This window comes from Kitasatospora sp. NPDC059722 (assembly GCF_042733235.1).
Lineage (GTDB): Bacteria > Actinomycetota > Actinomycetes > Streptomycetales > Streptomycetaceae > Kitasatospora.
Map to the genome: position 1 here is coordinate 85,754 of NZ_JBHWGD010000007.1, position 22,083 is coordinate 107,836.

Annotated in this window: 24 protein-coding genes; 9 read left to right on the plus strand and 15 right to left on the minus strand. The window is 74.3% G+C overall.

The window, feature by feature from the left end:
* Positions 1 to 118: 118 nt before the first annotated feature.
* The gene (locus ACFV4F_RS06410) at positions 119 to 1,297 is read right to left on the minus strand and encodes an alkene reductase (protein WP_380500635.1); all 1,179 of its coding nucleotides are present in this window, start codon (positions 1,295 to 1,297) and stop codon (positions 119 to 121) included.
* A gap of 112 nt (positions 1,298 to 1,409) precedes the next feature.
* Positions 1,410 to 2,909, minus strand: coding sequence for a M28 family peptidase (locus ACFV4F_RS06415; protein ID WP_380437155.1), 1,500 nt, complete (start codon positions 2,907 to 2,909; stop codon positions 1,410 to 1,412).
* A 256-nt stretch (positions 2,910 to 3,165) separates the two neighbouring features.
* On the opposite strand from ACFV4F_RS06415, the gene ACFV4F_RS06420 reads away from it, so the two are divergent.
* Positions 3,166 to 3,342, plus strand: coding sequence for an antitoxin (locus ACFV4F_RS06420; RefSeq protein ID WP_380436978.1), 177 nt, complete (start codon positions 3,166 to 3,168; stop codon positions 3,340 to 3,342).
* A gap of 58 nt (positions 3,343 to 3,400) precedes the next feature.
* On the opposite strand, the gene ACFV4F_RS06425 is transcribed toward ACFV4F_RS06420, so the two are convergent.
* Positions 3,401 to 3,541, minus strand: coding sequence for a hypothetical protein (locus tag ACFV4F_RS06425; RefSeq protein WP_380436980.1), 141 nt, complete (start codon positions 3,539 to 3,541; stop codon positions 3,401 to 3,403).
* 74 nt (positions 3,542 to 3,615) lie between these two features.
* Between ACFV4F_RS06425 and ACFV4F_RS06430 the strand changes: the two genes are divergently transcribed.
* The 4 genes from ACFV4F_RS06430 to ACFV4F_RS06445 all read left to right on the plus strand — a co-directional run bounded on the left by ACFV4F_RS06430 (position 3,616) and on the right by ACFV4F_RS06445 (position 7,613).
* Complete coding sequence (locus tag ACFV4F_RS06430) at positions 3,616 to 4,206, plus strand: TetR/AcrR family transcriptional regulator (protein WP_380436982.1); 591 nt, start codon at positions 3,616 to 3,618, stop codon at positions 4,204 to 4,206.
* Positions 4,203 to 5,564: an MFS transporter gene (locus tag ACFV4F_RS06435; protein WP_380436984.1), complete on the plus strand. Its 1,362-nt coding sequence runs from the start codon at positions 4,203 to 4,205 to the stop codon at positions 5,562 to 5,564. Before ACFV4F_RS06430 ends, ACFV4F_RS06435 begins: the two co-directional genes overlap by 4 nt.
* A 148-nt stretch (positions 5,565 to 5,712) precedes the next feature.
* Positions 5,713 to 6,528 carry a PP2C family protein-serine/threonine phosphatase gene (locus ACFV4F_RS06440; RefSeq protein WP_380436986.1) on the plus strand — a complete coding sequence of 272 codons (816 nt, stop codon included), beginning with the start codon at positions 5,713 to 5,715 and terminating at the stop codon, positions 6,526 to 6,528.
* A gap of 125 nt (positions 6,529 to 6,653) precedes the next feature.
* Entirely contained in the window at positions 6,654 to 7,613 is a 960-nt protein-coding gene (locus ACFV4F_RS06445; protein ID WP_380436988.1) for an MASE1 domain-containing protein, read from the plus strand.
* 27 nt (positions 7,614 to 7,640) lie between these two features.
* Here ACFV4F_RS06445 and ACFV4F_RS06450 read toward each other — a convergent pair whose 3' ends face one another.
* Entirely contained in the window at positions 7,641 to 8,642 is a 1,002-nt protein-coding gene (locus ACFV4F_RS06450) for a helix-turn-helix transcriptional regulator (protein ID WP_380436990.1), read from the minus strand.
* 513 nt (positions 8,643 to 9,155) lie between these two features.
* On the opposite strand from ACFV4F_RS06450, the gene ACFV4F_RS06455 reads away from it, so the two are divergent.
* From ACFV4F_RS06455 to ACFV4F_RS06470, 4 genes are all read left to right on the plus strand, one after another.
* The gene (locus tag ACFV4F_RS06455) at positions 9,156 to 9,362 is read left to right on the plus strand and encodes a hypothetical protein (protein WP_380436992.1); all 207 of its coding nucleotides are present in this window, start codon (positions 9,156 to 9,158) and stop codon (positions 9,360 to 9,362) included.
* 35 nt (positions 9,363 to 9,397) lie between these two features.
* A complete protein-coding gene (locus ACFV4F_RS06460) occupies positions 9,398 to 9,652 on the plus strand; it encodes a hypothetical protein (protein ID WP_380436994.1) in 255 nt (84 codons plus the stop codon).
* 159 nt (positions 9,653 to 9,811) lie between these two features.
* Entirely contained in the window at positions 9,812 to 10,132 is a 321-nt protein-coding gene (locus ACFV4F_RS06465; protein WP_380500636.1) for a helix-turn-helix domain-containing protein, read from the plus strand.
* A gap of 4 nt (positions 10,133 to 10,136) precedes the next feature.
* Positions 10,137 to 10,922, plus strand: a complete 786-nt coding sequence (locus tag ACFV4F_RS06470) for an aminoglycoside phosphotransferase family protein (RefSeq protein ID WP_380500637.1) — start codon at positions 10,137 to 10,139, stop codon at positions 10,920 to 10,922.
* Here the strand turns inward: ACFV4F_RS06470 and ACFV4F_RS06475 are convergent.
* The 11 genes from ACFV4F_RS06475 to ACFV4F_RS06525 all read right to left on the minus strand — a co-directional run bounded on the left by ACFV4F_RS06475 (position 10,897) and on the right by ACFV4F_RS06525 (position 21,728).
* Complete coding sequence (locus tag ACFV4F_RS06475) at positions 10,897 to 11,712, minus strand: dihydrodipicolinate synthase family protein (RefSeq protein WP_380500638.1); 816 nt, start codon at positions 11,710 to 11,712, stop codon at positions 10,897 to 10,899. The genes ACFV4F_RS06470 and ACFV4F_RS06475 overlap by 26 nt on opposite strands.
* On the minus strand, positions 11,709 to 12,899 hold the full coding sequence (locus tag ACFV4F_RS06480; protein WP_380437002.1) for an aminotransferase class I/II-fold pyridoxal phosphate-dependent enzyme: 1,191 nt from the start codon (positions 12,897 to 12,899) through the stop codon (positions 11,709 to 11,711). Before ACFV4F_RS06480 ends, ACFV4F_RS06475 begins: the two co-directional genes overlap by 4 nt.
* 88 nt (positions 12,900 to 12,987) lie before the next feature.
* Entirely contained in the window at positions 12,988 to 13,782 is a 795-nt protein-coding gene (locus ACFV4F_RS06485) for a hypothetical protein (RefSeq protein ID WP_380500639.1), read from the minus strand.
* On the minus strand, positions 13,779 to 14,993 hold the full coding sequence (locus ACFV4F_RS06490) for an MFS transporter (RefSeq protein WP_380437006.1): 1,215 nt from the start codon (positions 14,991 to 14,993) through the stop codon (positions 13,779 to 13,781). Before ACFV4F_RS06490 ends, ACFV4F_RS06485 begins: the two co-directional genes overlap by 4 nt.
* The gene (locus ACFV4F_RS06495; protein ID WP_380437008.1) at positions 14,990 to 15,880 is read right to left on the minus strand and encodes a hypothetical protein; all 891 of its coding nucleotides are present in this window, start codon (positions 15,878 to 15,880) and stop codon (positions 14,990 to 14,992) included. The genes ACFV4F_RS06490 and ACFV4F_RS06495 overlap by 4 nt, the downstream gene beginning before the upstream one ends.
* Complete coding sequence (locus tag ACFV4F_RS06500; RefSeq protein ID WP_380500640.1) at positions 15,877 to 16,851, minus strand: hypothetical protein; 975 nt, start codon at positions 16,849 to 16,851, stop codon at positions 15,877 to 15,879. The genes ACFV4F_RS06495 and ACFV4F_RS06500 overlap by 4 nt, the downstream gene beginning before the upstream one ends.
* A gap of 5 nt (positions 16,852 to 16,856) precedes the next feature.
* A complete protein-coding gene (gene blsE, locus ACFV4F_RS06505) occupies positions 16,857 to 17,891 on the minus strand; it encodes a cytosylglucuronate decarboxylase (protein ID WP_380500641.1) in 1,035 nt (344 codons plus the stop codon).
* A complete protein-coding gene (locus ACFV4F_RS06510) occupies positions 17,888 to 18,778 on the minus strand; it encodes a phosphotransferase family protein (protein WP_380500642.1) in 891 nt (296 codons plus the stop codon). Before ACFV4F_RS06510 ends, blsE begins: the two co-directional genes overlap by 4 nt.
* Positions 18,775 to 19,962, minus strand: a complete 1,188-nt coding sequence (locus ACFV4F_RS06515; protein ID WP_380437016.1) for a DegT/DnrJ/EryC1/StrS family aminotransferase — start codon at positions 19,960 to 19,962, stop codon at positions 18,775 to 18,777. The genes ACFV4F_RS06510 and ACFV4F_RS06515 overlap by 4 nt, the downstream gene beginning before the upstream one ends.
* 43 nt (positions 19,963 to 20,005) lie before the next feature.
* A complete protein-coding gene (locus ACFV4F_RS06520) occupies positions 20,006 to 21,184 on the minus strand; it encodes a hydroxymethylcytosylglucuronate/cytosylglucuronate synthase (RefSeq protein WP_380500643.1) in 1,179 nt (392 codons plus the stop codon).
* Positions 21,171 to 21,728: a nucleoside 2-deoxyribosyltransferase gene (locus tag ACFV4F_RS06525; protein WP_380437020.1), complete on the minus strand. Its 558-nt coding sequence runs from the start codon at positions 21,726 to 21,728 to the stop codon at positions 21,171 to 21,173. The genes ACFV4F_RS06520 and ACFV4F_RS06525 overlap by 14 nt, the downstream gene beginning before the upstream one ends.
* Between the last annotated feature and the right edge of the window lie 355 nt (positions 21,729 to 22,083).

Genomic DNA, 22,083 nt, shown 5'->3' on the forward strand with positions numbered 1-22,083 from the left:
GTACCCGTCCGGGGGCGCAATTGTCAGTGGTGTCCGCCTCCGTGATCGATGTCGCAGGTCACCGGGGTGGGCCGGCGGACGGGTTCGCGCGTTCGACGCCGGGCCCGCCGCCGGCGGGTCACCCGGCGAGCGCCGGGTAGTCGGTGTACCCCTCGGCGCCGCCCGTGTACATCAGGCCGTCGCGCAGGGGGTTGAGCGGCGCTCCGGTGCGCAGGCGCTCGACCAGGTCGGGGTTGGCGAGGAAGCCGCGGCCGAAGGAGATCAGGTCGGCACCGGCCGCGAGCAGGCGCCCGGCGGCGGCCAGGCCGCCGTCCTCGGGCAGCGGCTGCCCCCAGCCGAGCACGGGGTTGGCGATGAGGGTGCCGGGCCAGGCCTTGCGGAGCTCCTGGAAGACGGCGTCCTCGGGGTCGGCGAAGACGACGTGCAGGTAGGCGAGGCCGTCACCGGCGAGTTCGCCGGTCAGGGCGCGGTAGATCGCTGCGGTGTCGCCCTCCGCCATGCCCTGGCCGGTGAAGCCGGGCGACACCCGCAGGCCGACGCGCTCCGGGCCGATCTCGGCGGCTACGGCGCGGACCACCTCGACGACGAAGCGGATCCGGTTCGCCACCGGGCCGCCGTAGCCGTCGGTGCGGCGATTGGTGTTCCGGGCGAGGAACTGGTGCAGCAGGTAGCCGTTGGCGCCGTGCACCTCGACGCCGGCGAACCCGGCCTCGACGGCCCTGCGGGCGGCGGCGGCGAAGTCGGCGACCGTCCGGCCGATCTCGTCGGCGGTCAGCTCGCGCGGGACGACGGACTCGCGGTGGCCGCCCGGGGTGTGGATCGTCTCGGGCAGCGCGACCGGCGAGGGGGCGACGGGGTGCAGTCCGCTGTTCTCGGGGTGGCCGATCCGGCCGCCGTGCTGGAGCTGGAGGAACATCCGTCCGCCCGCCGCGGCCACGGCGTCGGTCACCGTGCGCCAGCCGGTGACGTGCTCGTCGGCGTGGATGGCCGGGATGTCGGCGTAGGTGCGGCCGACCCGGTTCGGGGTGGCGGCCTCGGCGATGATCAGTCCGGCGGTGGCGCGCTGGGCGTAGTAGGTGGCCATGATCGGCTGTGGGACGCCGTCGGCGCCGGCCCGGGTGCGGGTCATCGGGGCCATCACGAGGCGGTTGGGGAGGTGCAGCGGGCCGAGGTCGGCGGGCTGGAAGAGGCCGGGGGTGCGGGTGTTCGCCGTGTTCGCGTTCGTCGCCGTCGTGTTCGCCGTGTTCGTAGCGTTCTTGTGCGCCGTCTTCGTCGTCTTCGCCGTCTTCGTCGTCATGCCGGAACCGTAGAAGCTCACACCGGTGTCAGCTTCAAGTGCGGTGGCCGGGGGCCGGGCTGACGGCCGGGTGGGCCCGCCGCCCGAGGACGGCAGCGGGCCCACCCGGTCGTCAGGCCGCCACCTCGTGGGCGTGGTCCTCGCCGAGGCCGCCCCCGGCGCCGCCGCCGCTCGCCTGGGGCGACACGGTCGCGGGCCGGTCGAGTTCGCCGAGGTCCCACGCGAACGTGCCGACGGCGTGGGCGATCACGGCGATGTTCGTGTCGAACGCGTCCCGGTCGAGGTTGTCCAGGCCGTCGCAGGCTTTGTGGTAGCAGGGATCGAAGGCGACGCCCGCCGTGCCGCCGTAACGGGCCTGCTGCGCTGCCGACTTGACGACCTCGGCGCCGGTGTCGGTGCCGCCCGCCGGGATGCCCGCGTCGATGAACGGGCCGTAGTCGGAACGCCCGTTGAAGGCCACCGGCTCGTGCGGCACGCCGCGGCGGTCGAGGAAGTCGGAGATGTGCCGCTGGATCTGCGCCGAGCCCGCGGGACCGGCGCCGCCGCCGGTGCTGCCGGAGCCGTCGTAGACGAACTGGGCGTGGTTCGGGGAGGCGATCATGTCGAAGTTGAGGTAGAGCCGGATCTTCTTCCGGTCCGCCTCCGCCAGCGACTTGACGTACGCCTCCGACCCCTTGAGCCCGAACTCCTCGGCGGACCACCAGGCGAACTTGACCTTGTTCCGCACCGGCCGGACACCGAGGTTGCGGGCGACCTCCAGGATGCCCGCCGAGCCGGAGCCGTTGTCGTTGACACCCGGGCCGGCCGGGACGGAGTCGAGGTGGGCGCCGACGAAGACGGTGTTGTTCTCGTCGCCGCCGCGGGTCTCGGCGAGGACGTTCCACGTGGTGCGCGGCTCCGTGAACGTGCGGATGTCCAGGCTCACTTCGACCGGTCCGGCCGCCGCCTTCGCCGCCAGCGCCTCCCCCGCCGCCTTCGAGACGCCGCCGACGGGGATCCGCACCGCGTTCGGCTCGCCGAGCGTCCCGTTCAGGTCGCCGTCCGCGCTGTTGTAGACGATCGCGCCGGCCGCGCCCGCCGCTGCCGCCGCGGCCTGCTTGACGGCGAAGCCGCAGCCCCCGCGCCGGATCAGCGCGATCCGGCCGGTGAACTCCCCCTCCGGGTAGTCGGCGGCCGCGCAGCCGGTGGCCGGGCCGACCGGCACGACCGCCAACTCGCCCTTCACGCCCGCCTCCGGGCCGCTCGGCGAGTACGTCATGGCGATCACCGGCACCTGCTCGGCCTGTGGTGACACGACGTCGAGGCGCTGGGTCCGCGCCTCGAAGAACGTGTAGGAGAACTCCTGCCGCGAGACCTTGAGCCCGGCCCGGCGGGCCTGCTCGTAGACGTAGCGGGCGGACTCCTCGTGGCCCGGCGAGCCGGCTGCCCTGGTGCCGCCGTTGCGGTCGGCGATCCGCTGGAGGGCCCGGAGCGTGTCGAGGGCGTCGTCGGCGGTGCTCCGGTCGACCAGCCGGGCCGCGAGCTGCGCACCCCGGCGGGCCGGGTCCGGGTCGGCGCCCGCGGTGCCGGCCCCGGCGAGCAGCAGCGGCACGGCCAGGGCGGTCGCCGTCACCGCGGCTCCGGCGGGGTGGGCGAGCGGGGTTCTCGTACGGCGGGTGCGCGGGCGGCGGGTGCGCGGGCGGCGGGTGCGCAGCGTCAAGGCGGGTCCTTCCGACGGTCCGTGGACTCCGATTTGACATGACCGTCACCAGGCCTGCCAAGACCGCCGCGTCCGTCCGGGGGGAGGGCGCCGCGGCGCGACGGGATGCGGACCGGTCACCGCTCGGTGATGCTGGAGAGGTGGGGGACTCTCTTCCAGGAGTGTGACCATGTCCATGATGGATAAGCTCAAGAGCCTGCTCAAGGGCCACGAGGACCAGGCCGAGAAGGGCGTCGACAAGGCGGGCGACGCCTTCGACGAACGCACCGAGGGCAAGTACGGCAGCCAGGTGGACACCGCCCAGGACAAGCTCAAGGAACAGTTCCGCGACCAGCCGCCGCAGTAGGCCCGCCGCTGTCCCCTGAAGCTGACGCCCCGGTCCGGCCGCCGTGCCGCGCCGGGGCTCAGTCGTGTCCGGCGACCCCCTCGGGCTCCGGCACCGCGCCGCAGTTCTCGCACGGTTCGGCCCCGGCCCGCTCGCGCAGCCGTCCGCACTCCGGGCAGACCCGGTCCAGCCAGCAGGCCGCCTCTCCGCCTTCGTCCATGCCGCCGATTGTGCCGCCCGGCGCTGCGCCATGGCGAGTAGACACTGTCTACTCGGCCCTGGTAGACAGTGTCCATGACCGAAGAGGAGAAGGACCTCCGCACCCGCCTGGTGGCCGCCGGAGTCGAACTGCTGGCCCGGGACGGCGTCCAGGCGCTCGGCCTGCGCGAGATCGCCCGCCGGGCCGGCGTCTCGCACGGCGCGCCGCGCCGCTACTTCCCCACCCACCGCGAACTGCTCGCCGCCATCGCCCGGCACGGCTTCGGCAAGCTCACCGACACCCTCGCCGCGGCCGACACCCTCGCCGCCACCGACGGCCTCCCGCCCCGCGACCGGCTCACCGGGCTCGCCCGCGCCCACCTGCGCTTCGCCGCCGCCAACCCCGGCATGTTCGAGCTGATGTTCCGCCACGACCTGCTGGAGGGCAGCGGGGCCGACCTCCGCTCGACCTCGCTGCCGCTCTTCCGCACCTTCGCCCGCCTGGTCGGCGAGGCCCGCCCCGAGCGCGACAGCGGCACCACGGCCGTCGCCCTGCTCGCGAACCTGCACGGCCTCGCCCAGCTGCGCGCCTGGGGCAGCCTGCGGCTGCTCACCGGCGACGACGACGTGGAGCCGGTCCTGACGGCGATCGTCGACGCCCACCTCGGCGCCCCGGCACAGCGGTGAGCGCCGCCCGGCGCGAGCGGCTGACGCTCGCCGCGAGCATCACCGGCGCCGTCGTCGTGGCCCTGGACGGCACCGTGCTGTCCGTCGTCCAGCCCAGCCTCCAGCGCGACCTCCACACCACCGCCGCGGCCGTCCAGTGGACCAGCACCGGCTACCTCGTCGCCGTCGCCGCCCTGCTGGTCTTCGCGGGCCGCCTGGGCGACCGGTACGGGCACCGGCGCGTGTTCGGCGCCGGAGTGGCGGGCTTCGCCGCCGCCTCGGCCGGGATCGGCCTGGCGCCGGGCATCGGCTGGGTGATCGCCCTCAGGGTCGCGCAGGGCGTCGCGGGGGCCCTGCTGCAACCCGCGACCCTCGGCATGCTGCGCGCGGTCTTCCCCGGCGAGCGGCTCGCCGGGCCGATCGCCCTGCGCACCAGCGCGATCGGGCTCGCGGCCGCCGTCGGACCGCTCCTCGGCGGCGCGCTCACCGCACACCTCGGCTGGCGGGCGGTCTTCTTCCTCACCCTCCTGCCCGCCGCTGCCGCCGGACTGCTCGCCCTCGCCGTCCCGATGCCGGGGCCCGTGCGCGGCGGGGACACCGGCGGGCTCGACCTGCCGGGCGCGGCACTGCTCGCGCTCACCCTCGGCTGCCTCGTCCAGTCCCTGGTCGGCCTGCCCTCCCGGGGCAGCACGCTCGGCCTGGCCGCCGCCACCGTCCTCGGCCTCGCGTTCGCCCGGCACGAGCGGCGCACCGCCCGTCCGCTGCTGCCCCCGGCCGTACTGCGCTCCGCCGGGGTGACGCCCGTGCTGGGCGCCCTGCTCGCGGCGTCGGCGGCGCTCTCCGGGACGCTCTTCCTCGCCACCTACTTCCTGCAGGACGTCCTCGCCCTCGACCCGTTGCAGAGTGCACTGCGGGCGCTGCCGCTCGCCGTGACGATAGTGCTCGCGGCGCCCGCCTCCACCTGGCTGGCGAACCGTCACGGTGCCAGGGAGACCGTCGTGTCGGGCATGCTGCTGGTCGCCCTGGGCGTATTGCTGATCTCCCGGCTCGACCGGTCCTCCGGGCCGGTCGGGACGGGGGCCGGCTTCCTCCTGCTCGGCGCCGGGTTCGGCGCGGTGATGGCCACCGCCACGGCCATCGTCGTGCGCGGCACGGCCGCCTCCCGGGCCGGGGTCGCGGGCGGCCTCCAGCAGACCGCCATGAACGTCGGCCCCGCCCTCGGGGTGGCGCTGGCGGCCACCGTCGCCGGACCCGCCGCCGTCGGCACGGCGCTCGGCCCCGCGGGCCTCGCCCTGGCCGCCGTCGCCACGGGCGGCGCGCTGCTGGCCACCCGCATCCCCGGCGCAGAACGGGGCGCGGTCGTGCCGGAGGGGCGCTGAGCGGCCTCGACGAGCCCCGTCGAACCGCCCGTGCGCCTGCCCGGGCCGCGCCGAGCGCTCGCCCGGGGCACCGCGCTCGACCGGCCCTCACCCGTTCGGCCGACATAGGCTGGCCCTGACCACCACCGCCCCGACGGCCGGAGGGCCGATGAGCCGACGCCGCCCCGCCAGCCATCCGAGCGCCGACGCCCTGCTGACCCAGCTCGAAGGACTCACGGCGCGCGCCCTGGCGCACGCCGAGCTCCAGCGGGCCCAGGTGGAGCTGGCCGAGGCGCTCCAGCGGGAGCTGCTGCCGGCCGCCCTGCCGCAGCGGCCGGAGCTGCGGGCCGCGGCCCGGTACGCGCCGGCCCGGCACGGCCTGAGCGTCGGCGGGGACTGGTACGACGGCTTCCCCCTGCCCGACGGCTCCCTGGCCTTCTCGCTCGGCGACGTCCAGGGCCACGACGTGGAGGCGGCGGCGCTCATGGGCCAGGTCCGGGTCGGCCTGCGCGCGGTGGCGGCCACCGCCGCCGACCCCGGCGAGGTCCTCGCCCGGGCCAACGACCTGCTGATATCCCTGGACAGCCGCCGCTTCGCCACCTGCAGCTTCCTGCGCTACGACCCGGTCACCGGGGACCTGTCGCACGCCCGCGCCGGCCACGTCCCGCCCGTGTGGGCCAACCGCGACGGCCGCTGGGGCCACTGCGCCGACGAGGGCGGGCCCCCGCTGGGCGTCCTGCCCGGCGCGACGTACCCCGTGACGCACCACAGGCTCACCGGGAGCGGGGTCATGGCGCTGGTCACCGACGGCGTGGTCGAGGGCCCCGCGTTCCCCATCGAGGCCGGGCTGGACGAGGTCGCGGCCGTCCTGCGGGAGCGGGTCGGGGCCGACCCGGACGAACTGGCAGCCGCCGTGCTCCGGGTGGCCGACCTCACCGGACACGCCGACGACGCCGCCGTCCTGGTCCTGCGCCACGACCGCTAGCGGCTCCCGGCCGGGCCCCGGGGCAGGCCACGCGTGTCACACGCCGCATCGCCGACCGGGCGTAGTGAGATGCTGCCGTGCCGCTGACTACGCCGTTCCGCCCCCGTTCCCCCCGTGACCTGGCGGTGACCGCCATACGACTGCTCGCGGTCACCACCGTCTACCTCGCCGCCGGCCGGCTCGGCCTGCTGCGCCAGGTGGTGATCGCCGGGGCCAAGGTCACCCCGCTGTGGCCGCCGACCGGGATCGCGCTCACCTGCCTGCTGCTCCTCGGGCTCGGCATCTGGCCGGCCGTCGCGCTGGGCGCCTACCTGGTGGTCGTCACCATCGGGCCGGCGCACTGGAGCTCGCTCGGCATCGTCGCCGGCAACACGCTCGCGCCGGTCGCCGCGTACCTCATGCTGCGCCGGGTCGGCTTCCGGATCGAGCTGGACCGGCTCCGCGACGGGGTGGCCCTCGTCTTCCTCGGCGCGTTCGCCGGCATGCTGGTCAGCTCCACCATCGGCACCACCGTGCTGGTCCTGAACGGCTCGCTGCCGGCGGACGGTTTCTGGTCCACCTGGTCGGCCTGGTGGACCGGCGACGCGATGGGCGTCCTGGTGGTCACCCCGCTGCTGCTGGCGCTGCGCACCGCCCGGCCGCCCGCCGATCCAGGCCCGTTCGACTGGGTGGAGCCGGTCCTGCTGCTGGCCGGAACCGCCGCCGCCACCCTGATCGCCACCTCGACCACGGTGAACCTGCTCTTCCTGGTCTTCCCCTTCCTGATCTGGGCGGCCCTGCGCTTCCGGCTGATCGGCGCGGCGCCCTGCGTGCTCCTGATCTCGGTGCTCGCGATCGTCGCGGCCACCGACCGCAGCGGACCGTTCGCCCGCCACGGACTCGTCGCCGACATGGTGGTGCTCCAGGCCCTCAACGCGTGCGCGGCGCTGACGGGCCTGCTGCTGTCCGCGATCATCGCCGAGCAGCGCAACACCTACCGCCGCATCGAGCAGGCCTGCGTCGAACTCGCCGAGGTGGTGAACCGGCTGGCCCCGGGCGAGGCGGACACCAGCCAGTGGCTGCCCCCCGACGACGGCGGCCGGTAGACACCCGTGTGGCGGGGACACCGGGGCTCATATCCAGCCTCGCTCGCGGGCGAGGAGGGCCGCCTGGAACCGGTTGGCGGCCTCCAGCCGGCGCATCAGCGAGGCCACGTACTTGCGGTAGGTCCGAACCGCGATCCCGAGGTCACGCGCCCCGCTCTCGTCCTTGTCCGCCGTGTACAGCGTCTGGAGGATCCTCCGCTCCAGCTCGCTGACGCCTCCGACGGACGGCCCGGTGCCGGGCCCCTCGGGCGGGAGTTCCTCCGCCGCGCCCCACATGCGTTCGAAGAGCGAGGCGAGCGCGGCGACGAGTCCCGTCTCACGGACGAGGATGGCGCCCTTGGCCGTGTGGGCGGGGTCGATGGGGGTGAGGGCGGCGACCCGGTCGCAGACGATGAGCCGCTCCAGCGGCTGGCGCGAGATACGGATCTGCGCCCCCTGGGCGGTCAGCTCGCGGGCGTAGGCCATCGTGGGCCGGTCGTCCAGGGCCGCCGCGCCCAGGAGCGTTCGCATGTGGACGCCCCGGCGCAGGATCCGCTCGTCCAGCGGGCGCGCGTGCGCGATGGTGTCCGCGCTCAGCACACCGCCGGGGTGCGTCGTGAGGCTCTCCGTCCAGGTGAAGAAGGTGAGTTCGTCGATGACCTCCCGCACCTCCGCCATGCCCTCCAGACGCCGGATCGAGGCATCGGGGCCGGCCGAGCGCCGCTCCGCCGCCTGCACCCCCCGCTCGGCGATCAACACGTCGACCGTGCGGCTGGTGGTGACCTCCTCCTCCAGCCGGGACCGCAGCAGGCCCACCGCGTACTCCACCAGGTGCTCCACGGCCTTCGCCGGCGACACCGGGTGCAGCACGCCGTCCCCGGTCTCCCGGGCCAGGCCGAGGCCGGTCAGCCGCCCGCCGAGGTCCCCGTCGGCCGTGTCGAAGTGACCCGCGAGCTCCTCGTGGGTGGTCTCGCCACGGCGCAGGAGGAGCCGGTACGCCTCCTCGTCGTCCGGGGCGACCCCCAGGAACGTCAGGTGCCGCTGTCGCATGCCCACCCCCGTGTCGGTGCTTACCGCGCCACGGACCGCAAAGGTCCAGTCCAATAGTCGTCGAGATCGTTCGAACCGGAAAGCTGCCCTGTCCGGCGGCGGAACGGATGCCGGGAACGAAGGTCAGCCGAAGCGCCGACAGGACATGCTCGTGACGCGGAGCAGGTCCACGTGGCGACGCCTGACGAGAAGGAGCACCCCGACAGACTAGATGATCGATTCCAAGGAGTTAGCAGTCGTAGGCGGTCGGCGCGCATGGTCGACTGGTCGGTGTGAAGTCATTCAGAGCGGAACCGGCCCGCAGGAGTTCCGCATACCAGTCGGCGATGGTGCCCCAGGAGTCAGTCATCCAGTACGGGTGCCCGCGGCCGCCCCCTGCAGGATGCGGCACACCGGCTTGCAGTAACTTGCGCATCCCGAGGCTCGATCTGTCTCCACTCGGTCGTCAGAGTTGTTCGTGCGAGGCACCAGGAGTCCTCGCCCTTCTCAAGGGATCAAAGGGAGATGCAGTCCATGATCCGCACCGAATCCAGCCCGGCCACCTCCGTCCGGCTCCGCAAGTCCTTTCCCCTGTACGCCTGTTCGGCGCTCGGCGCGGCACTGATCGCACTCGTGGGCGTGGGCGCCGCGCAGGCCGGGCAGCAGGTGCAGCCCGCCGCTGCGGTGACCGGCGGCGCCCCGGCCGGCGCCGCCACCCCCGACGTCCACGACTGGGGCTGAGCCGGGCCGCCATCCGACTCGACCTGGAGGCCCCCGTGCCCTACGAACAGCACGTACGGATCGTGGCGACCGCCCAGGCCCTGCCGGCAGCAGCGCCGGAGACCGCTGCGGTACGCCTGATCTCCCTCTTGCCGGCCCCCTGGACCGCCACCCTGACCGGGGTGACGCCGACCGCCGCCACGCTGACGCTCTCCGCACCCGAGGCTCCGGCCGCCGGCACCGCCGAGGAGGCGGTCGACCGGGCCCTGTCCCGACCAGAGCTGTGCGGATGGATCCGCACCGAACCCTGATGGACATTCAGCAGGTCGATCCACGATGAATCCTGACGGATGGTCAGCACATCGATCCGCATCGAACCCTGACGGACATGGCGCGACAGCCCGCCCCGAAGCCCCTTCCCGGTCATGGAATTCCCCCACGAGATCCAGTCGAAGAATGGGAGCACGCCAGTGCCACGTCCACCCGCACTGCCGTCCGAGGAGAAGGCCTCGATCGTTCTGTCGATCCTCTCCGGTCAGGTCACCGCCGCCGAAGCGGCCCGGCAGGCCGGGGTCTCCGACCAGGCGATCAGCAGCTGGAAGCGCCGCTTCATCGAGGCCGGCCGCGAGGGCCTCGACGCCGGCCACGGCCAGCAGAACACCCGCGAGCTACAGCTCCTGAAGGAGATCAGCATGCTCAAGAGCGCGCTGGGCGACTCCTACCTGCAACTGCGGGAACTGACGTCGATGCGTCACCACCAGCGCCTGGCGGGCAAGTTCACCGTAGGCTGACCACATGATCGAGGACGGCGCGCAGGCCAGCGGCAGCGTTACCACCGTGCGCCGGGTGGGCGACACCATCCGGCGCCCCTGCGGCAGGTGGACGCCGCTGGTCCACGCACTGCTGGGCCACCTGCACGACGTCGGCTTCACCCGGGCCCCGCGGGTGCTGGGCATCGACGAATCCGGGTGCGAAGTGCTCTCCCTGCTCGACGGAGAGGTCGCGATGCGGCCCTGGCCCGCGGTCCTGCGCGGCGACGAGGGCGTCACGGCGCTGGCCCGGTGGCTGCGCGAATTCCACTCCGCCGTGGCCGAGTTCAGGCCGCCCCGGGACGCCGAATGGTTCGCCCCGGACGTCCGGTGGCGGCCCGGCCAGGTCGTGCGGCACGGAGACCTCGGTCCGTGGAACTCGGTCTGGCGCGGCGCGGAGCTGGTCGGGTTCATCGACTGGGACTTCGCCGAGCCGGGTTCGGCGATCGACGACCTCGCCCAACTGGCTTGGCACTCGGTGCCGTTGCGAGGTGCGCAGCAGGAGCACGCGGCCGGCTTCGGCGGCGGCGCCCCGCTGCGCCGCCGGCTGGAGCTCCTGTGCGCCGGCTACGGCGCCGATCCGGCGCAGGTGCTCGCCGGGGTGGCCGCGTTGCAGGAGCGGGAGTCGGGCCGGATCGAGCACTGGGGCGGGCGCGGCGTCGAGCCCTGGCGCACCTTCCTGGACCGCGGGGACGTCGCGTCGATGGCCGCCGAACGGGCCTGGCTGCGCGAGAACCTGAGTTCCCTCACACCGGCCCCGGATGCGCGATGACCCCTCTTCGGAACAGTTCGGCCTTCACCCGGAGGACGTAGTCGTCCCCGAAGAGCCCGTAGCGGTGACAGGCCGCCGTGACGGCTGCCTGGCGGGCCGGGGAGCGGTCGCGCAGCAGTGCCCCGCACAGCCCGGCGTCCAGGTGGGCCAGCGGTGCCACCAGACCCGCGGCCCCCGGGGTGTCCAGCATGAGGTCCTCCCAGCCCTGGAACACGGGCGTGTCCGCGGCCTCCCGCACCAGTGCGCGGGTCGTCTCCGGGGAGCGACTCGACTCCTTCATCCCGACGACGCGGTCGAGCCGGAGGATCCTGATGAGAGTCTCCCGGTCGATCCGGTTGCCGGACACCGCGGACTCGTTGTAGACGAACACCGGCAGCTCGGACGCGGCGGCGACGGTCGCGAAGTGGCCGTAGACCGCCTCCGGCGAGGCGGGCCCGCCCATCGGCGGCGCGACCACCACGGCGTCCGCGCCCAAGTCCGCCGCCACCGCGGCCCGTTCGACGGCCTCGGCCGCAGTGGCGACCTGCGCTCCGACGAGGCACGGAAGTCCGTCCGCGTGGCGCACGGTGAATTCCACCATGGCGCGCCACTGCTCCGCGGACAGCCGCCAGCCCTCCCCGCAGCTGATGGCCGGCATGAGTGCTGCCACGCCGGAGCGCGCGGCGCCGATCAGGGCCCGCACGCACGGCTCGGAGACGGCGCCGTCCGGGCCCACCGGAGTGACGAGCGGCAGGACCAGCCCGCCGCTGACCACCGGTCGGGCCGGCGGGCCGGTCACGGGGCGGGTCATCGGCCGATCCTCTCCAGCGCCGTGGCCAGCCGCTTCACCGAGTCGGCGAACATGCCCGGGTCCCGGGCGAGCGCTATGCGGATGAACCCGTCGCCCGCCCTGGGCGCGTGCCAGTGGAAGTACGTGCCAGGCAGTACGTAGACGTCCTCCTCGCGCAGCAGGTGCTGCAGTTCCGTGGCGGTGAGCCGGTCGGAGGCGATCCTGAACCAGGCGACGCTCACCGGCACCACCGGTTCCTGGAGTTCCAGGACCGTTCCCGCCAGGACGTCGCGCGCCAGCCGGCGGTTGGTCTCCAAGACGGTGGCGACCGACGCGAAGCCGTCGCGGGCCGAATCCTCGGCGTAGGCGGTGAGCAGGTTGAGGATGAAGGGCGACACGTTGAGCAGCACGCTGGTGTGCAGCTTCCTGACGTCCTCGTAGACGTCGTCGCTGGTCACCAGCATGGCGCACTTGGCGTCCTGGACCGGCCAGGTCTTGCCGGTGTCCTCGATGGTGACATAGCTGACGCCGGAGTCCCGCAGGAGCTCGTAGAGGTCGAAGCGGCCGTACGGGGTGTCGCCGCAGAAGGCGAACGCGGCGAAGCACAGGTCGATGACCAGCAGCTTGCCGTGGTCCCGGCAGAACCGCGCCACCTCGGCGAACCCCGAGCGGCCGTGCTTGAGCAGGCTGAAGCCGGTCGGGTTGTTCGGGTCGACGAGGAACAGCGCGTCGCCGCGCACGGACTCCTTGAGGTTGTCGTAGATGTGCTGGACGTCGTGCAGGGTGCGCTCGGCGATCGGACGGGCCGTGACCCCCGAGTTCCTCAGCACGTCGTGGAGGTTGTCGAAGCAGGGCTCGACCAGTGTGACCGTCGCCTGCCGCTCCCGCAGGTACATCGCGACGACGAGGGTGGAGACCGAGGCGGCGTAGGAGAGCAGGGGCGGCTTGCCGTGCAGCGCGGACGCCTGCCCGTGCAGCCGGAAGAACGCCTCGGTGAACCGCCGCTCGAACTCCGCCTGCGTGCCGCGCTCGGCCTCGTACCAGAGGTCGGGCAGCCTACCGACGATCTCGCGCTGGCTCGCCGACTGGTGCTGGTGGGTGTGCGCGTCGGCCAGGTTGTGCCGGGTCGCCAGCGCTTCGATCTCGTGCTGCGTCAGGTCCGCGGGCCCGCTGGCCAGGGCGTCGAGTGGGCGGCTGTAGGTGATCACGACTCTCGTTTCTCGGGTCGGTCGGACGGACAGGCGGAAGGTGGCGGGCCTGGGCGGGCGGGCCGCACGGGCGGGGCGGGGCCGGCGGTCAGAACGGGGCCAGAAGCGCCTGGCGCAGCTGCCGGGCCACCCGGGGACCGCCACCGGGCCAGTGCCGGGCCTGCTCCCCGCCGGGGGCCGCCACCGCGACCGCGGGTTCGGCCGCGAGACGGGTGAGGAACCGCCGTTCGGCGGGCGGGAGCCCCGCGGGGTCCGCGTCGGAGGGGCCGGTGCCCGGCGCCAGGACGGCGAACCGGCCCCAGAGCGAGGCCGCATCGCGCAGCTCGGTGCCGTCCGGCCCGCAGACGACCGCGGCTCCGGCGATGGCCCGCAGGACGTCGTCGCGCCAGGGGTGCACGGTCCCGACGGCGACGCCGGTCTCCTGTGCGTGTGCGAGCAGCGTCTCCTGCGCCGGGCCGAGGGCGTCGGCGATCAGGACCACGCCGCTCCCCCTGGCGGCGGTGCGCCGGTACGGCAGGAAGGGGCCGACCGTCTTGACGCCCCGGCCGGATGCGGCACTTGAGGTGATCCGGGGGGCGGCCGGCGTGCAGACCACGACGCGCCCGCCGCACTCGGCCGCGAGCGCGGCGCCCAGGTCGGGGTCGGCGAGGACCGCGACCAGCGGCAGCCCGGATGCCAGCGCGGTAGCGGCGGCGCCCGGACCGCCCACGGCGAGCGCGGCCCGGGGCCGGTCGTCCCCGGCCGGGCCCGCCGCGCCGAGCCAACCCGGCAGCGGGGCCTCGCCCGGCGGGGGCGCGACCGGGACGTCGAGGTGGGCGAGGACCGCGGCTGCGACGAGGAGGTCCCCCAGGTCGCGCCCGGGTTCCAGGAACAACGAGATCACAGCTGGTCCCCCGATGTGACGGGCGTGCGGGCCCCGACCGCGGGTCCGGCGCCGGGCCGGCTCCGCAGGAGGATCCCGAACAACGGCAGGCTGAGCACGAGGAGGCCCGCGAAGACCCAGGTGTAGCCGAAGGAGGCGACGACGCTGCCGGTGACGACGAAGGACACGGTGGTCGCGAGGCCGCCGATGAGGCCGCCGAACGAGAGCACCGTGGAGCGCACCGCGTTGTCGGTGGCGTCGTTCACTACCTGGCTCAGCAGCGGGTAGATCAGATCGATGGTGAGGAAGACGCAGTAGTAGCCGACGATCGCGAACCACGGCCGCGCGGAGTACATCCCCAGCAGCCCGGAGGCGAACAGCACCGCGGCGATGAGCATCGCCCGGGTCATGCCGAGCGCGGTCAGCCGGTGGGCGACGGCGGACACTCCGGCGGCCACCAGGGTGATGAAGCCGATGACGAGGCTCACCGCGGTGGGTTTCAGCCCCAGCCCGGCGAAGAAGTCCTGGCTGAAGATGCTCACCGCCGTGACGCCCGCGTTGACGAGGGCGCCGAACAGCAGGGCGTTGAGGAGGTGGCGCCGCCGGCGCAGCACGCGCCATCCGGCGACGATGGTCCCCGCCATGGTCGCCCGCCGGTCCACGGGCTGGGGCGACTCGGGCACCCTCCACACGAACCAGCTCGCCCCGGCCACGGCGAGCGCGTGCGCGACGAACGGGAGCCAGTACAGGTGTTCGTACATCGCGCCGCCGACGAAGGTGGTCAGTGCGAGGACGGCGAAGCCGAGCCCCATGGCGCGTCCGGTCTCCCGTGCGAAGAGCTCGCTGCGGCCCAGGTCGTCCAGGAGTTCGTACAGCAGCGCGCTGTCCGCACCCCGCTGGCCCGCCCAGCCGAGCCCTTGCAAGGCGAAGGAGACGACCAGCAGCCACAGCGGTGTCGCGAGCATCAGCGCGGCGCCGGCCGCGCCGGCCAGGAGCCCCGCGGTGATGACGGCGCGGCGGCCCAGCCGGTCGGCGAGGGAGCCGAGCGGCACGTCCGCGATCAGCCGGGAGGCGTGGAAGCACGCTTCCAGCAGTCCCATCTCGAACAGCGAACGGCCGTGCGCCACCAGGTAGACGATGAAGACGCCCCGGGTGAACTGCGCGTTCGAGGTGCCCATGAAGAACCGGTACGCCCAGAGGGCGCGCCGCCCGGCCGGTGAGATCGCCGTCACCGCGCACCCCGGTCGCCGAACAGCCGGCCGGCCACCGCGCCCGCCAGCTCGCGGAACCCGGTCCCCAGCGCGTCCCGGCAGGCCTGCTCCGGCCACCAGTCGACCGGTAGCCGCTCCCAGCCGCGGATCGTGATCCGCTCGTCCGCGGGAGCGTCCTGGGCCAGCCGCGGCCACCCGGAGGGATCGGGCAGCGGTGCCGCCGCTACGTAGCGCCGTGCCGCGCCCGAGCCGAGCAGGACCGAGCGGCTCAGGTGCACCCCTTCGAACACGAGCGCGCCGGGCTCCTTCCGCTGGGCATCGGCGTAGCGCGAGCAGTACATGCGGAACGCGTCCAGCACGTCGTCGGAGTTGGGGAAGCCGAGCGGGTACATGCCTTCGTGGAACGGGGTGAAGAGGCCGTAGAGCTCGGAATCGGGCAATGGCAGGACCTCGTCGGGCCGTTCGTGGTGGACGGAGGTGACGCAGCGCACCCCCAGGGCCGCGGCGGTGTCGTCGAGCACGGGCGCCAGCCGGTCGCCCAGCGCGTGGAACTCCTCCGCGCGCGCCGGATGTTGCAGCGCCTCCTCGGCGACGCAGAGGCCGATGCGGGCGGGCACGCCGAACGCCTTCGCCGCGATCCAACCGAGTGCGGCCTCCCACACGACCGAGACGGGCAGCGCCGCCGGGTCGCCCGCCGACCGGCCGAGGCACGGGTGGCAGACCACCGAACCGACGTTCTGCGGCCAGGAGTCGGCCGCGAGCGCGACCACGAGGCCGGCGACCGGTGCCGGCACCGGGCCGGCGACCGGGCGCAGTCCCGCCGACGCCCATCCGCGCGGCTCGCCCTCACCGGCCCCGGCCGCGCGCACGGCGCCCTGTCCCCAGTGCTCCGCCCCGAGCGCCGTCATCGCCACACCCCCAGGGACAACAGCCGGTCCAGCCCCACGCCCACGCAGAAGGTGGCGCGGCCGGCCTCGCCCGTGAACGACGTGCCGTGGTCGTTGAACGAGGCGACGGCCACCGGCCGGTCACCCGTCATCCATTCGAGCTTGCGCCGCATACCGTCGGTGAACCCGTCGGACGCCGCGCACCACTGCCCCGGCACCGTCGCGGCGAGCAGGCCTGCGACCCGGTCGACGACGGCCCGCGCGAGCTCCTCGACGCGGTCGACCCCGGCGCAGCCGACGATCTCGAACACCCGGTACGCCTCCAGCCGGCCGGCCGGCTCCCAGCGCCGCGCCGGTTCGCGGCGGAACGCATAGCCCACACCGGCGTAGAGCCCGTCGGGCCGCTCACCGATGCCGTCGACGAACTGGAGGCACGCGGCGTGCGGGAGGCGGCCGGACGGGAACGCGCTGTCGACGTTCTGCGGGTGGTCCGCGCCGACGGCCGAGTCGGTGAGGATCGGGTACCAGACCGGTACGACGCCGAGGCCGGCCAGCGCCGCATGGAGGCCGTCGGCGAAGCGCTGCACCGCGACGGCCTCGTCGCCGACGGCGAGCGCGGAGCCCAGCGGGCCCGCGAAGTCCGTGGGGGCGACGGGCAGTCCGACGAGGTGCTCGCCGGACACCGAGGTCGTGAGCAGGCCGTCCCGCGGCAGCGCGGGGCGCTGCTCCCCCGGCGCGCCGGAGGCGAACCAGCGGCGCGGCGAGCCCGGCCGCGGGGCGCACAGGTGCGTGGCCAGCGTCGTCACGTCAGCCAGTGCCCCGGGCGCGAAACCGGCCGAGACGTCGACGTCCCACCGGGCTTCGGCGGCGGCCAGCAGGCCGGCGATGCGGAGCGAGTCGACCTCGCCCAGGATCGGGGAGTGCGGACCCGCGTCGATCTCCGCCGCCGCGAGCCATTGCGTGATCCAGCGGACCACTTCGGTCGTGTCCATCGGTCTCAGTAGCTCCAGTTCGCTGCGGTTCCGAGGCGGGCGATGTCGTCGCTGTAGCCCGCGGCCGTGGTCGAGCACCCCGTGCAGGAGAGCGGTCCCGCGGCCCGGAAGTGCGCGCGGTGGGTGCGGAAGCTCGGCTGGTCCAACCAGATCCGCCCGGACGCGTCGGTTGCACGGCCCGAGCCCCGCTCGTCGGGGTCGCGGTGCGGCAGGCAGCTGCAGGCGAACTGCCGGCCCTGCTTGGGGTCGAGGTAGACGACGTCGTCGGTGACGTGGCAGGCCGGTCCCTCGGCCCTGGGCGTGACGCCCCCGTCGAAGTACGCCGAGCGCTCGGCGTCCGTGTCGCCGTAGAAGCGCCGGCCGAGCGGGCGCAGCGCGCCCGGCCTCGACCCGTCGTACAGCGGTTCGCAGCGGGCCGTCACGTCGTCGGGGTCGGGGTAGCGAACGGTGCGGTCCAGCTTGATCGCGGACAGCTCCCACTGCTCGACCCCGATGTCTTCGAGGAGGCGTTGCAGCTGCGGCATCTGGGCGTAGTTGTGGGGGCCGACCACGGTGTTCACCCGTGGCAGGACGCCCAGTTCCCTGCACCGGCGCAGGCCCTCCACCGCGGACTCGAACAGTCCCGGTGTGCCGCGGTAGACGTCGTGCGTCCGCGGTCCCGCACCGTCCAGGCTCACGATGATCTGCGCCAGTCCCGCCTCGGCCAGCGGCCCTGCCAGGCGGGGCAGCCGGTGCCCGTTGGTAATGATCGACATCGCCATCCCGGCGTGGGCGCCGATCCGCACCAGCTCCGTGACGTCCTGGTGCAGCAGCGGCTCGCCGCCGGTGAAGCGGACGACGCGGACGCCCAACGGCCAGGCCTGTGCCACGGTGTCGCGCATGTCGGCGGCGGAGAAGCGGTAGCCGTCGCGCGAGCGCGCGAACTCGCACATGAAGCAGTCCGCGTTGCACGCCTCCAGGACCCGGATGAACAGGTATCGGGGCCGGCCGCCGGGTGCGGACGGCGCGGCGGGAGCCGGCGTGCGGGGTGCCTCGTTCATGTCGGCGTGCCTTCCCTCGGTACGGGTGCTTGGGTGGGTGGGTGGGGAACCGTCACGGCTCCGGCCCGTGCGCAGTGGGGGCGGAGCTGCTCCCAGAGGCCGGCCGTCGCCCCGCGCCCGAGCACGCCCGTGTGCTCCAGGGCCGCGGCTCGGGCCAGCGCGTGGCCGGCGGCCAGCCGGAGGTCGGGGGCGCGGCCGCCGGCGCTGCGGTAGCCGCGGCCGAAGGCCGCCCACCGCGCCGGCGGGACGGCCGCCCACTCGGCCTCCGGTGACCCCAGGGCGGCGTCGGACCAGTCGAGCACGGCCACCAGCTCTCGGCCGGAGACGAGGAGGTTGTCCTCCCGCAGGTCGCCGTGCAGCGCCACCCGGGCGCCTTCGGAACGCCGCGCGTCCCGTTCCGCGGCCCGGACGAGCTCCGCGGCCGCGGCCGGAACCATGGCGGACCGGACGTGCTCCAGCGCGGTGCCGTAGCGGTCCCGTCTGCGCGGCAACGGGTGATCGCCGGTGTCGAACGGCCCCGGATCCGCACGTGTGTGCAGCCGGGCGGCGACCTCGCCCACTCGCGCCCACTCGGCCTCCGAGCGCGGCGCCCGCCCGTCGACGCGGCGATAGACCTGGTACGGGAGACCGCCCTCCAGCACCCCCGAGGCGCGCGCCTGCGGGGCGGGAGCCCCCACTCTGCGGGCCTCCGTCCACACGCGCTGCTCCGCGCAGATGCGCAGCGCGAAGCTGAGCCCGACCCGGACCACGTGCTCGGCGCCGAGGAGGACGAGGCAGTTGCCGCCGCCGCGGGTGTCGAACGAGCCGCCCGGTTCCAGCGCCGCGAGCACGGCGGCCGCCTGCGCGGCGGGACCGGCCGGCGGCCGGCCCGGACCGGGCGCGCTCATCGGGTGAGGAGGTCCGCCGTCGCCGAGGCGACGCGCTTGGCGTCCTCGGGCGACATCTGCGTGCCGAGGACCAGCACCCGGTTCCACAGCGCGATTTCCACCTCCGCGAGGTGCTGCTCGCGCTCGCCCCACCAACCGCGTCCGCGCATCCACGGCTCCACCCACGGCATCGCGATGAGCGCCGGGTACCCCCAGCCGGGGATGCCCTCGGCGGTGAGGGCGTCCACCAGCCAGTCGCGGTGACCGTCCCACTCCTCGTCCAGGACGACCGCGACGTCGAACCACGAGGGGGTGGCGTCGAGTCCGGCGGCGAGCCGGGCGGTCCGGATGCCGGCCTCGGCGAGGACGCCCGTGAGGACCTCGGCGGTGCGGTTGCGCGCGGCGACCCGCTCGTCCAGCTCGTGCAGCGCGGCCAGGCCGAGGGCCGCCTCGATCTCGCCGCCGCGGAAGTTGTACCCGGGGAAGACCCCCTCGAAGTTGCCGCTCTTCCCGTGGTGCGCGTAGGTGCGCATGCGCCAGTCGATCTGTTCGTCGTCGTAGACGTTCAGTCCGCCCTGCCCCGCGGTCACGAGCTTCTTGTGGCTGCCTGCGAAGGACCCGATGTCGCCGAGCGAGCCGACCGGCCGGCCGCGCAGCGTCGCGCCATGCGCCTGTCCGCCGTCCTCCACGAGAAACCGGCTTCCCGCGGTGCGGTGGATCGCCTCCACGTCCGCGACGTTGCCGAGGAAGTGTGTGATCAGCGACGTGTGGATGTCATGCCCCTCCACCCATCGGGCGACGTCGTCCACGCACAGCAGGGTGTCCGGGTCCGTCGGCAGGAACACCGGCCTCGCCCCAAGGTGGTGGATCACGTTGAGGCTCGCCACGAAGCCCGAGTCGCTGAGCGCCACGGCGTCGCCCGGCCCCACGCCCAGCGCGAACAACGCGGTCTGCAGGGCCGCGGTGCCCGAGTTGTGGAAGAACGCCTTGCGGCGGCCGGTGTGCGCCGCGAACTCCCGCTCCAGGCGCTTGCTGTGCGGGCCGCCGCCCCAGAAGACCGTGCGCCGGCTGCGCACGATGTCGGCCACGGTTTCCGCGGCGGCCGGCGTGATCCCGGTGTCCTCGTACGGAAGCTGGTCGAAGCAGGGTGTGCCGCCGTTGACGGCGAGACGGCGATCGGCGCGGAGTTCATCGGGCGTGCGCATGGTGACGGTGTTCCTTTCGTGGTCCGGCGGTACTGGTGGGGGGTCACCTCGGCGAACGGCCGGCGATCGCCACGATCGCCTCGGCCACCTGGTCGGCCCCGTCGCGGACGGGGGTGAGCGCGGAGAAGTCCTTGTCCGGCGCGGAGTTCGCGGCGATCGCCTTGATCAACCCCTCGGTGATCTCCTCGTGCGCCCTCGCCCGCTCCGAGGGCGAGGCGGCGACCTCGGCGATGCGCGCGTGGATGCGCTCGACCGCGTGCTCCTCGCCGTGTTCGTGCCACCGGCCGACCGAGTCGCGCGCGAGCACCCACTCCGGCCAGCCGGCCACGAACGCCGGATCGCACCGGGTGGCGACCAGTTCGGAGTTCAGCACCTGGCTGAGGTTCTGCGGCGGCAGGAGCACGGCCGTCCGATCGAGCGACGCGAGCTCCAGGATCGTGGTGAGGCCCGGCGAGGTCAGGACGGTCTGCGCCGACCCGAGCAGCGCGCGGAACCCGTCGTGCGGCAGCGGCCCGACGGCCGGCCTCGGCAGTCCGTCCGGGAGCGACGCCGGCAGGGCCCGGACGTTCCCGGTGACGACGACGTCCGTCAGGCCCTCCGCATCCAGCGCCGCGAGTGCGGCCGGCAGCACGAGATCGAGGTAACTGGTGTCCCCCGGGCGGGAGAAGGGCGAGTGCAGGCCTCCGACGTTGATCACCGCGGCCCCGCGCCGGCCCTCGCCCCGGCCGTGGAGCCGCCCGTCCCGGCGGGCCGCCGAGCCGACGATGGGCTCCACCCACCGGAGGTTGGCCACCGAGGCCATCACCTCCGCGGCCGGCCCCGGCAGCGGCAGCGTCCGCTGCGCGCAGTAGAGGCTCGCCCCGACCGGGACGGCGTCGTGCGGCGTCCACAGGAAAGGGAGGCTGTCCACGTAGACGACCGGGCACCCCGCCGCCTCCAGCGCGCTCGCCGCCTGCGGGTGCAGCACGACGAGCGCCGCGTCCGGAGCGACCTCGGCGACCACGCGGCGGACGTCGGCGGCGTCGTCGATGTCGCACTCCGCCCAGGACCCGATCAGGCCGTCGCCCAGCACCGGCCGGCCGAGGCGGGTCCCGATCCCGACGACATCGGCGGGCATGACGGCCGCCAGCGCTCCGAGGATGCTGGAGAGCTTCCCCGCGCTGCCCCACCCGAAGTCCACGCCGACGACGAGGAGCCGCGGCCGCCGGTCAGCGGCGGACACCGCTGCCGCTTCCCGAGGGCCGCTCGTAGCCGTACGGGCCCGACGTCTTCGGGTAGCCGCTCACCTCGCCGGTCCACGCCACGGCCGGAGCACTCGCCAGCAGCCGGTCCGACTCCTTGAGCAGGGCCCCCAGTTCATCGCCGCTCCAGCGCTCGGGCAGGGGCCGGATGCTCGTGGGCGTCACCGACCCCAGCCCGGCGATCAGGGCGGGTAGGCGCTCCTGGTTCGACAGCAGCAGGACCGGCACCCGCAGGGCCGACGCCCAGCCGAGTTCGACCAGGACCCCCGGCGACGGCGGGTCGCCGAGGATCGCGCACACCAGGTCGGCGTGCCGCATCGCGACGAGGTCGGCCGGCGTGCAGACCTCCGGAAGCAGCCAGCCCGCACCCCACGACTCGTTGTGATGGGCGTTGAAGACCGCGTGCCCGTGCTCCATGAAGTGGGTGCGCAATCGCTCCAGCAGTTCGGCCTTGTCGGGTTGGAGCCGCCCCGTGGACCAGTCCATCCACTGCGTGTAGGGGCCGGCCAGGAAGATGTTGGGCACCGAGGATCTCCGTCGTTCGGAATGGACAGCGCGGAATCGATGACGCCATCCGCGGCCGCGCCCGGACAACCGGGGACCTCCCGTTGGTGGACCCGGACCCCGCCCCACCTCGCCCCTCCGCCCTCCGACCGAACCATGGCGGATCGTTGACCCGCGCCGGCCCCGCCCCCGGGCCCGGTCGCGGCGGGTCAACGGTCGCCGATGGTTCGGCTTGCGGGGCGCGGAGCCAGGTGGGAGCGGGCCTGCGTCAACCAAGGCCGCGCCCGCGCTCGGCCCGGGGGCAACGGCCGTGCTGGAGTCTCCCGTGACGACGGGCCGGTGTCCGACGCGGCCGGTTCCAGTGGATGGGAATGAA

Coding starts and splice junctions, on each gene's coding strand:
- ACFV4F_RS06430 (WP_380436982.1), top strand. CDS start 3,616: ATGACCGAAGAGGAGAAGGACCTCCGCACCCGCCTGGTGGCCGCCGGA.
- blsE (WP_380500641.1), bottom strand. CDS start 17,891: ATGAACGAGGCACCCCGCACGCCGGCTCCCGCCGCGCCGTCCGCACCC.
- ACFV4F_RS06515 (WP_380437016.1), bottom strand. CDS start 19,962: ATGCGCACGCCCGATGAACTCCGCGCCGATCGCCGTCTCGCCGTCAAC.
- ACFV4F_RS06495 (WP_380437008.1), bottom strand. CDS start 15,880: ATGACGGCGCTCGGGGCGGAGCACTGGGGACAGGGCGCCGTGCGCGCG.
- ACFV4F_RS06450 (WP_380436990.1), bottom strand. CDS start 8,642: ATGCGACAGCGGCACCTGACGTTCCTGGGGGTCGCCCCGGACGACGAG.
- ACFV4F_RS06500 (WP_380500640.1), bottom strand. CDS start 16,851: ATGGACACGACCGAAGTGGTCCGCTGGATCACGCAATGGCTCGCGGCG.
- ACFV4F_RS06470 (WP_380500637.1), top strand. CDS start 10,137: ATGATCGAGGACGGCGCGCAGGCCAGCGGCAGCGTTACCACCGTGCGC.
- ACFV4F_RS06440 (WP_380436986.1), top strand. CDS start 5,713: ATGAGCCGACGCCGCCCCGCCAGCCATCCGAGCGCCGACGCCCTGCTG.
- ACFV4F_RS06420 (WP_380436978.1), top strand. CDS start 3,166: ATGTCCATGATGGATAAGCTCAAGAGCCTGCTCAAGGGCCACGAGGAC.
- ACFV4F_RS06410 (WP_380500635.1), bottom strand. CDS start 1,297: ATGACGACGAAGACGGCGAAGACGACGAAGACGGCGCACAAGAACGCT.
- ACFV4F_RS06425 (WP_380436980.1), bottom strand. CDS start 3,541: ATGGACGAAGGCGGAGAGGCGGCCTGCTGGCTGGACCGGGTCTGCCCG.
- ACFV4F_RS06510 (WP_380500642.1), bottom strand. CDS start 18,778: ATGAGCGCGCCCGGTCCGGGCCGGCCGCCGGCCGGTCCCGCCGCGCAG.
- ACFV4F_RS06475 (WP_380500638.1), bottom strand. CDS start 11,712: ATGACCCGCCCCGTGACCGGCCCGCCGGCCCGACCGGTGGTCAGCGGC.
- ACFV4F_RS06455 (WP_380436992.1), top strand. CDS start 9,156: ATGATCCGCACCGAATCCAGCCCGGCCACCTCCGTCCGGCTCCGCAAG.